The 9,036-nt window shown below is 49.1% G+C and carries 9 protein-coding genes; all 9 read left to right on the forward strand.

Annotation, left to right across the window (positions count from 1 at the left end; genetic code table 11):
* Nucleotides 1-89 precede the first annotated feature (89 nt).
* The 9 genes from ACRJJO_RS21440 to ACRJJO_RS21480 all read left to right on the forward strand — a co-directional run bounded on the left by ACRJJO_RS21440 (nt 90) and on the right by ACRJJO_RS21480 (nt 8,862).
* Nucleotides 90-1,889, forward strand: a complete 1,800-nt coding sequence (locus ACRJJO_RS21440) for an ABC transporter ATP-binding protein (protein WP_431067596.1) — start codon at nt 90-92, stop codon at nt 1,887-1,889.
* Between the two features lie 125 nt (nt 1,890-2,014).
* Nucleotides 2,015-2,857 (forward strand): PHP domain-containing protein, encoded by an 843-nt coding sequence (locus tag ACRJJO_RS21445; RefSeq protein ID WP_431067597.1) that lies wholly within the window; start codon nt 2,015-2,017, stop codon nt 2,855-2,857.
* A gap of 618 nt (nt 2,858-3,475) precedes the next feature.
* Nucleotides 3,476-4,909: a glutamate--cysteine ligase gene (locus ACRJJO_RS21450; RefSeq protein ID WP_125219572.1), complete on the forward strand. Its 1,434-nt coding sequence runs from the start codon at nt 3,476-3,478 to the stop codon at nt 4,907-4,909.
* Nucleotides 4,910-4,920: 11 nt separating this feature from the next.
* The gene (locus ACRJJO_RS21455; RefSeq protein WP_431067598.1) at nt 4,921-5,952 is read left to right on the forward strand and encodes a M14 family metallopeptidase; all 1,032 of its coding nucleotides are present in this window, start codon (nt 4,921-4,923) and stop codon (nt 5,950-5,952) included.
* Complete coding sequence (locus ACRJJO_RS21460) at nt 5,940-6,377, forward strand: YcgN family cysteine cluster protein (RefSeq protein WP_431067602.1); 438 nt, start codon at nt 5,940-5,942, stop codon at nt 6,375-6,377. The genes ACRJJO_RS21455 and ACRJJO_RS21460 overlap by 13 nt, the downstream gene beginning before the upstream one ends.
* Nucleotides 6,378-6,655: 278 nt before the next feature.
* Nucleotides 6,656-7,420, forward strand: coding sequence for an exodeoxyribonuclease III (locus tag ACRJJO_RS21465; protein ID WP_431067599.1), 765 nt, complete (start codon nt 6,656-6,658; stop codon nt 7,418-7,420).
* Nucleotides 7,421-7,422: 2 nt separating this feature from the next.
* On the forward strand, nt 7,423-8,049 hold the full coding sequence (locus ACRJJO_RS21470) for a uracil-DNA glycosylase family protein (protein ID WP_431067600.1): 627 nt from the start codon (nt 7,423-7,425) through the stop codon (nt 8,047-8,049).
* Nucleotides 8,050-8,462: 413 nt separating this feature from the next.
* Nucleotides 8,463-8,636 carry a DUF4160 domain-containing protein gene (locus ACRJJO_RS21475; protein ID WP_014149077.1) on the forward strand — a complete coding sequence of 58 codons (174 nt, stop codon included), beginning with the start codon at nt 8,463-8,465 and terminating at the stop codon, nt 8,634-8,636.
* Nucleotides 8,596-8,862 carry a DUF2442 domain-containing protein gene (locus tag ACRJJO_RS21480; protein WP_431067601.1) on the forward strand — a complete coding sequence of 89 codons (267 nt, stop codon included), beginning with the start codon at nt 8,596-8,598 and terminating at the stop codon, nt 8,860-8,862. The genes ACRJJO_RS21475 and ACRJJO_RS21480 overlap by 41 nt, the downstream gene beginning before the upstream one ends.
* Nucleotides 8,863-9,036: the final 174 nt, after the last annotated feature.

A 9,036-nucleotide genomic window follows, 5' to 3' on the forward strand; every position in this document is an offset into this window, starting at 1 on the left:
TCCTTAGAAATCAATGCCTGACACCAACCTACCGCATGCGCTGAATAGTTACTAATTTCAGTTATTTATCTCAGTCAACGCGGCGGAACGTGCATAGTAAAAAGCTCATTCAAAAACCATCACTATACACTTGGAATTATATTTATCGCATCGCGCTGCTGCATAAAAAAGAATTGCTTGTTGCCCATATCATAGCGATTCTGGGAACGATTGCCAGTGTTCCTGTACCTTTACTAATGCCGCTACTAGTCGACGAAGTGCTGCTCGACAAGCCCGGCCTAGTCATCGCCACGATAAATCGTTTCACACCCGAAGCCTGGCAAGGCCCCATTCTCTATATCCTAACGATTCTACTGCTCAGCCTATTGCTGCGCATTATCTCGATCCTGTTTCACATCATACAAGGCAAACAATTCACTTGCATCGCCAAGGATATCGTTTTTAGAATTCGACGTAACCTGATCGGCCGCCTGCAGACCATTTCGATGTCCGAATACGAAAGCTTGGGCGCCGGTACGGTCGTCACGCACTTGGTCACAGACCTCGATACGATCGATAGCTTTATCGGCACTACGATCAGTCGCTTATTGGTTGCCGTGCTGACCATTGTCGGCACAGCAACTATTTTGCTATGGATGCATTGGCAATTGGGTCTCTTTATTTTGCTGTTGAACCCTATCGTCATCTATTTCACGCGCGCGGTCGGTTCCAGAGTAAAGGACCTCAAGTCGAAAGAAAATGCTTCTTACGGAGTCTTTCAACAAGCCTTGACCGAAACGCTCGAAGCGATTCATCAAATCAGAGCGAGCAACCGAGAGAAACATTATTGCCTGCAACTGATCGACGCAGCGCGCTCGGTCAAAGACTATTCGACCGCCTTTGCCTGGAAAAGCGATGCGGCAACCCGCTTGAGTTTTTTGATTTTTTTATTCGGGTTCGACATATTCCGCGCACTGGCAATGCTGATGGTGTTTTATTCCGACCTTAGTATCGGCCAAATGCTTGCGGTATTCGGTTATCTTTGGTTCATGATGGCGCCGGTTCAGGAAATTTTGGGCATCCAATATGCCTTTTATGCCGCTAAAGGCGCGTTGAATCGAATCAATAAACTCAACGCGCTGCAACAAGAGCCGCATTATCCACATGTTAAAAACCCTTTTAGCCATAAAAAAACAGTCTCGATCCGCGTCGAAAACCTGAATTTCGGTTATAGCGACGAAAAGGTCTTAAACAACATCAAACTTACCATAGCGGCCGGCGAAAAAGTCGCTTTGGTCGGCGCCAGCGGCGGCGGCAAATCGACTCTGGTGCAAACCCTAATCGGCCTCTACACACCCGATAGCGGCACCATTTATTACGACGAGGTCCCGGTCGAACAGATTGGACTCGAAGTTATCCGTGAGCATGTCGTCACGGTATTGCAGCATCCGATTTTGTTTAATGACACGATTCGAACGAATCTGACACTCGGCAAACCGGTCGATGATCGCGAACTCTGGAAAGCCCTTGAGATTGCTCAATTGAAAAGCGCTATCGATGAATTGCCCAAGGGACTTGACACCGTCGTCGGCCGGCAAGGCATGCGCCTGTCGGGCGGACAGCGGCAAAGAATGGCGATCGCCCGCATGATCGTCGCAAATCCGAAAGTCGTGATACTCGACGAAGCCACCTCGGCTCTCGATTCCGAAACCGAACACAAACTGCATCAAGCGATGGCCCGCTTTCTCGAAGGCCGAACGACGATCATTATTGCCCACCGCCTGAGCGCCGTTAAACAAGCCGATCATGTCTATGTATTCGAGGAAGGCGGCATCTGTGAACAAGGCCGCCATGAAACCTTAATCGCACAAAAAGGTCTCTATGCAAAACTCTACGGTGAATATCAATGAGGGGCAAGGAGCAAGAGGCAAGGCACAAGGAATTAAATCACATCGAACCTTGAACCTCGAACCTCGAACCTCGAACCTTGAACCTTGAACCTTGAACCTTGAACCTTGAACCTTGAACCTTCATCATGCCAGAAAACTACGATCTACACAGCCATTCCACCGCATCGGACGGCGCATTATCACCTAGCGAACTGATTCAGAGAGCCAAGGAGCAAGGCGTTACATCCCTTGCATTGACCGACCATGACACGACCGATGGACTCGCCGAAGCCAAGCAAGCTGCAACCGAGGCCGGTATCGATCTGATTTCGGGCATCGAACTATCGACCACCTGGCATAAACACTGCCTACATATCGTCGGCTTGAATATCGACCCGGAAAGCCCGCGCTTGAAAGAAGGCATAGCCAAACTGCAAACAATACGCGGCGAACGTGCCGAACAAATCGCCGCCAAACTCGAAAAGAAACGCATACCCGGTGCGCTCGACGCAGTCAAAGCTGCCGCAGGCGCCGGCATGATTACTCGCACGCACTTCGCGGATTTTTTGTTATCGGAAGGCCATGTCACGACGCAACAAGAGGCTTTCGACCGATACATCGGCCAAGGTAAACCCGCCTATGTCTCGACCGAATGGGTCGGACTCGAAGAAGCTATCGGTTGGATCAAGGAATCGGGCGGGGTTGCGGTATTAGCGCATCCGATGCGTTATAAACTCACTGCTTCCTGGATGAAACGTTTATTAGCCGCGTTCAAAGAAGTCGGCGGCGACGCGATCGAAGTGGTCTGCGGTCGCAACGACCCGGCCGAAATTCAAACCTCGATGCAATACGCGCAAAAATTCGATCTGGCCGGCTCGAAAGGCTCGGATTTTCATAACCCCAAATACGTTTGGGTCGAACTCGGGCGCCTAAACCCGTTACCCGAGCGTATCAAACCCGTTTGGGATTTGTTCGAAGCGCACGCCTAAATATTGGTTATGTATGCGCTAATAATTGAAAAAAACCATGCCTTTTCAAAAACGCTTAAAATTCAAGGCGCGTCGTAGGGTACGCTTCGCGTACCTTTTTTAGGCAGGACAACTCCTGAATACTTGCGAAATGGTATGTGGTGCTTTCTTCACGCGGGCGGGTTACTCAACCCGCTCCGAACGTTTTGCTTTGGCCACGGTCGAAACGTTTAGACAGAGTTGCAAACCCCGTCCTAACAAGTCCTCGAGCAACCACACCCTTTTCGAATCGTGTACTTTCGCAGTAACGTTCATGAAGGCCTAGCCATCGCCCCGGCAAATGAAAGTTCTCTGTGTGGGGAGGGCGCGGTCACTCGCCCGACAGGACGCCGTGAATACGTCCGTGTAGGCTTGACGGCGGCTGTCCCTGCCGCCGACGCCTGTCGGCCGAGCAACCGCACCCTCTCCGAAACCGATATTTTCTCTGCCGAGCTTCTTATATCGAAAAATTAGATAATGAGTCCAAATCTACGAACTTTCACAGTAAATATGTACTTCGCGTGGTCACAAATACCACTATCGGTTGACGTGTTAAGCCGATTGAAATTAACATGACTCCAATTCAACCGGATAACAATTATGGGTCAGGAAATCTCAGCATCGCATTACGATTTGGGCGATTTCGACCGGTTCCATCGAAAATTGACTCAGGAAACTTTACTCCTCAGTAAATTATTCGATCGACAAGCCTTTTCGACCCGCCATCCGGTCGCCGGTTTCGAGATTGAAGCCTGGTTGGTCGATGATAACATGGCTCCCGCACCGATTAACGATCGCTTCCTGTCAGGCTTAAACGATCCTTTAGCTTGCGAGGAGTTGGCAAAGTTCAATATCGAACTCAACAGCGTACCGACACCACTGGCCGGCAATCTCGGCAGCCGACTTGCCGAACAATTGCAAACAACCTGGAATAAGGCGCGCCGTCAGGCAGAAAGCTGCAATGCCCACATCATCATGATCGGCACGCTTCCGACACTGAAACAAGCCGACCTCAACCTCGGCAACATGTCGGATCTCAATCGCTACCGCGCCCTAAACGAACAAATCCTGCATTCCCGGGGTAAACCGATACATCTCGATATCACCGGTATCGAACATTTGAAAACCGACCATTATGACGTAATGATGGAATCGGCCACGACGTCATTCCAAATCCACACCCAGGTACCACTGGCTATCGCGCATCATTTTTATAACGCATCGATTATCGCTTCGGCGCCGATGGTCGCGCTATGCGGCAATGCTCCGTATTTATTCGGTAAAAACCTTTGGCACGAATCGCGAATCCCGCTGTTCGAACAAGCCATCGAAACGGGCGGCTATGCCGGCGCCGCGCAAGGACCGGTCAAACGGGTCAGCTTCGGAACCGGTTATGCTAGAAAAACGATCCTAGAATGCTTTCAAGAAAACCTAGATCATTTCCCAATCTTACTGCCCGAAGATTTAGGCCCCGTCTCGGAAATTTTCGAGCATTTAAAATTGCATAACGGAACGATTTGGCGTTGGAACAGACCGTTGATCGGTTTCGACGACGACGGAACCCCGCATATCCGCATCGAACATCGAACACCCGCAGCCGGACCGACCGTTATCGACGCAATCGCCAATGCCTTATTTTTTTATGGATTGACTAAAAATCTTTGCGATGAAATCATCGACAAAGGCATCTCGGTTCCGTTTAGCCAAGCTAAAGATAATTTCTATCAAGCGGCACGATACGGTTTAGAGAGCCCAATCGTCTGGCTTGATGGGACTAAACACCGCATGCAGTCATTATTCGTAGCCGAGCTCGTCGCACGTGCGGTAATGGGATTAAAATCCCTCGGCATCAGCCGCTGCGATATCGAAGACTTTCTCGGTATCGTGCAACACCGAATCGCCACCAAGCAAACCGGCTCCCAATGGCAACGCGACTACATGACGAACACCCCGGACGACTTTACCGCGATGACCCGGCAATATCTCGACAACCAAAACCAAGGCAAGCCTGTAAGCGAATGGCTGTTAATTTAAACTCTATGTCAATGAATACTGCTCCATTAAATCCTGTGCGACTGAATCAATTCGATTATTTACCGGAAGGCCTATTAACGGCCTCCTCCGAAACCCTGCATGAGATACTGCCCAACCCGACGCTGATCCATTTAACCGGAAAAGACCCGGCACCCTTATTCATATCAGTGTTATTGCATGGCAATGAGCCGACCGGCTTACTCGCAGCGCAGGCCTTACTCAAAAAATACCAAGACCGCGCGCTGCCCCGTTCGGTGTCGATATTTTTCGGCAATACGCAAGCCGCCCGGCTCGGCTTGAGAAGACTCGACCGGCAACCCGATTTCAATCGCATCTGGCCCGGAACCGAATTACCGGACTGCCCTGAAATTCGAATGACCCAACAAGTTGTCGATACTATGCGGGCTAAAAACGTATTCGCGAGTATCGATATTCATAACAATACCGGATTGAATCCGCATTACGCCTGCGTCAATAAACTGGATGACAAATTTTTACAACTGGCATCATTATTCGGTCGCCTAATCGTTTATTTTACGCGTCCGAAAGGTGTGCAATCGGCCGCCTTCGCCGAACTCTGCCCTTCGGTCACTTTGGAATGCGGTAAACCGGATCAACAACACGGCATCGAGCATGCTTTCGAATTTCTCAATAGTTGTTTAAACTTGAGCGATTTCCCGGAACACCCGGTTTACCCGCAAGACATCGACCTTTATCATACGGTTGCCCAAGTTAAAATCCCCAAATCCATAACCTTCAGTTTTCAAGAAATAAAATCCGACTTGCTGCTCAATAAAGATCTCGATCACATGAACTTTAATGAAATACCTGCGGGTACCGTTTGGGGATCCGTAGACGGCCTAAAAACCCTTCCGATTCTTGCCTTGGATGACAATGCGCAAAATATCAGCGATCGATTCTTTAAGATTCAGGACGGCGAATTGCGCATCACGCGCAAAGCCATGCCATCAATGCTGACACTGGACGAAAAAGTCATCAAACAAGATTGTCTCTGTTATTTGATGGAAAGATTACACCCATGAGCTTCTGGAAAACCAAAAAGCTTATCGACATGAGCGTTCAGGAATGGGAATCGCTATGCGACGGCTGCGGCAAATGTTGTTTAAATAAACTGGAAGACGAAGACACCGGCGAGATCTATCTGACCAACGCCGTTTGCGACCTGATCGACCTAAACACTTGCCGTTGTACTCGTTATCAGGAAAGAACCCGGCTGATGCCCGACTGCGTCGATTTAAAGCAGTCGACGACATGGACCGCTTTCGATTGGATGCCGGAAACGTGCGCTTATCGGCTGCTGGCAATAGGCGAAGACTTACCCGATTGGCACCCTTTGGTTAGCGGCAATCCAGACAGCGTCAAAGAAGCCGGCATATCGATTTCAAGTTTTGCGATCAAAGAATCCGAAGTCGACGATCTGGAAGACCACGTGATCGATTGGCAGTAAACAGTTATTCTTCAAGCATGTCCGATAACCCTAAATTCGGCGGTTTAACCATGAAGCACATGAAGTCCGCTGCTGGATGGGATTTACAGCGTGTAGCCCGTATGCAGCGCAGCGGAATACGGGAATGACGTTGCACCGAGTTTCTGGTTCCCACGGTCCTCCGTGGGAACCCATACCTTGACTGCAGAAGTAACATCGGTATGCATTCCCACGCGGGAGCGGTGGAAACGAGGAAAACATAGCTTTTTAAATTCATTATTCTTTCGGACTATTCATTCATGAAAATCATCTCTTGGAACGTCAACGGCATACGCGCCGTGATGGGCAAAGGCTTTGCCGAATCACTGGCTAAACTCGACGCGGATTGCATTCTGTTACAAGAAACCAAGGCACAGGACGACCAAGTCCAAACGGCCCTGGAAAGCATTGACAGTTATCACGTCTATTCCAACTCGGCAGGACGAAAAGGTTATTCCGGAGTCGCGCTATTAACCAAGCAAGAGCCAATACAAATTCTGCAAGATATCGGCATCGACGAGCACGACCAAGAAGGCCGCGTCATCGCGGCCGAATTCGAAAATTTCATTCTGCTTAATGTCTATGTGCCCAATTCCGGCGAAAAACTGGTGCGCCTCGACTACCGGCAAATCTGGGATAAGGAATTGTTGGCCTATTTTCAGCAACTCAATGACCGAAAACCGTTAATCGCTTGCGGCGACTTCAATGTCGCGCATCAAGAAATCGACATCGCCCGCCCGAAAGCCAATTACAATAAATCGGCCGGCTACACCCAAGCCGAAATCGATGGCTTCAGCCGAATGTTGGAAGCTGGCTTCGTCGATACCTTCCGGCATTTACATCCGGACACTGTCGCCTACAGTTGGTGGAGTTACCGAGCCGGTGCGCGCGCAAAAAATATCGGTTGGCGGATCGATTATGTATTGACGAGCCAAACGTTGATCGGCAAAGTCAAAAACGCATTTATCGCGCCCGACATCTTCGGCTCGGATCACTGCCCGGTCGGCATCGAGATCGACCTTTAAGCATGACCTCATATCAAGTACGCGAACATCTAATGCGCGAGCATCGTTCGGCACTGGCCCAATGCAAGGAATGCCCGGAAATGACCGGGCCGGTCGTATCGGGCAGCCCGGTCTTGTCGCCAATTTTGCTGGTCGGCCAAGCCCCTGGGGACAAGGAAGGCGGTTTCGGCAAACCCTTTGCCTGGACAGCCGGAAAAACTTTATTCAAATGGTTCGAAAGCATCGGCCTGAATGAAACCGAATTTCGCCGGCGTGTTTATATGGCCGCAGTATGCCGCTGTTTTCCGGGCAAGAATCCCAAAGGCGGCGACCGTGTACCAAATAGGCAGGAAATAGAAAACTGCGCAAAATGGCTACAAGCCGAAATCGATTTATTGAAACCCGAATTAATCCTTCCGGTCGGCAAACTAGCCATCGCTCAGTTGATGCCGGTCAAAAGGCTCAACGACGTCGTTGGCGGCATTCACAGCGTAACCTTTCACGGTCACCGAACCGACGCGATTCCCCTACCCCATCCGTCCGGCGCCTCGACCTGGCACCGAACCGAACCGGGCATGGCCCTGCTAGAATCGGCCTTGGATAAGATTGAAAGCCATCCGGCTTGGAGCAAGGTCATGAATAGTGAATAGTGAATAGTGAATAGTGAATAGTGAATAGTGAATAGTGAAATGATTGGGTATTTCAGCTTCTTGTCAAGCCCCAACTTCTGCATGTTTTCAAAGCAGATGTATCCCATTTAGCTTCTTTCCTTTACTCGGGAAACATCATGGATGGTATTTGCAACAATGCTATTATCTAATGAATGAGAAACTTGCAAAACATCGAGCATAGATTGACAATCCGGAATCGAAAACGAAAGATGGCCGTAGGTGCGGTTAGTGAAACGTAATCGAACGAATGAAGGCGTTTATTCCTCATAATCCGCTTCGCGATTCGGATCTAGGCGAGCTTTGGGCATTATGTGTAGATTGAAATCATGAGTCCAACGGTATTTAGAGAAAATGGTTACAGGTTCTTCTTTTTCTCAAGAGAAGAAGAGCGAATGCACGTCCATGTAATATCTAGCGAGGGCGAGGCAAAATTTTGGTTAGAACCCGAGATTGAATTGGCAAAGAACTATCGTTATTCCCGAAAGCAACTGAAAGAAATCGAATCACTTGTGGAGGTTCACTACAATGAGCTCATTAGCGCATGGCAACAATACTTTAGAAGTTGAAGTAACAAATATATCAACACATGGTATATGGCTGCTTGCTCATGATAAAGAACTATTCATGCCATACGACAAATTCCCTTGGTTTAGGGATCAGGCAGTTAAGTCAATTATCAACGTGAAAGAGCAATCTCCCGGGCATTTTTATTGGCCGGATCTTGATGTTGATTTAACGGAGGAAATTATCAAACATCCAGAACACTTTCCGCTTAATGCCAAAAACACATAACAACACTGTAAATTCGAAAGCATTTTTCGTTCGTTGAGCAGTGAGCAGTGAGCAGTGAGCAGTGAGCAGTGAGCAGTGAGCAGTGAGCAGTGAGCAGTGAAATGATGAAGCATTTAGACTACTTGTCAAGCGCCGATTTCACCTTTCACCTTTCACCTTTCACCTTTCACCTTT

Origin of the sequence: Methylotuvimicrobium sp., from assembly GCF_050611805.1 — a bacterium.
Classification (GTDB): Bacteria; Pseudomonadota; Gammaproteobacteria; order Methylococcales; family Methylomonadaceae; genus Methylotuvimicrobium.

What these genes read in the sequence shown, in the direction of transcription:
- ACRJJO_RS21465 (WP_431067599.1), top strand. Translation starts at nt 6,656, where the DNA reads ATGAAAATCATCTCTTGGAACGTCAACGGCATACGCGCCGTGATGGGC.
- ACRJJO_RS21445 (WP_431067597.1), top strand. Translation starts at nt 2,015, where the DNA reads ATGCCAGAAAACTACGATCTACACAGCCATTCCACCGCATCGGACGGC.
- ACRJJO_RS21455 (WP_431067598.1), top strand. Translation starts at nt 4,921, where the DNA reads ATGAATACTGCTCCATTAAATCCTGTGCGACTGAATCAATTCGATTAT.
- ACRJJO_RS21480 (WP_431067601.1), top strand. Translation starts at nt 8,596, where the DNA reads ATGAGCTCATTAGCGCATGGCAACAATACTTTAGAAGTTGAAGTAACA.
- ACRJJO_RS21450 (WP_125219572.1), top strand. Translation starts at nt 3,476, where the DNA reads ATGGGTCAGGAAATCTCAGCATCGCATTACGATTTGGGCGATTTCGAC.
- ACRJJO_RS21470 (WP_431067600.1), top strand. Translation starts at nt 7,423, where the DNA reads ATGACCTCATATCAAGTACGCGAACATCTAATGCGCGAGCATCGTTCG.
- ACRJJO_RS21475 (WP_014149077.1), top strand. Translation starts at nt 8,463, where the DNA reads ATGCACGTCCATGTAATATCTAGCGAGGGCGAGGCAAAATTTTGGTTA.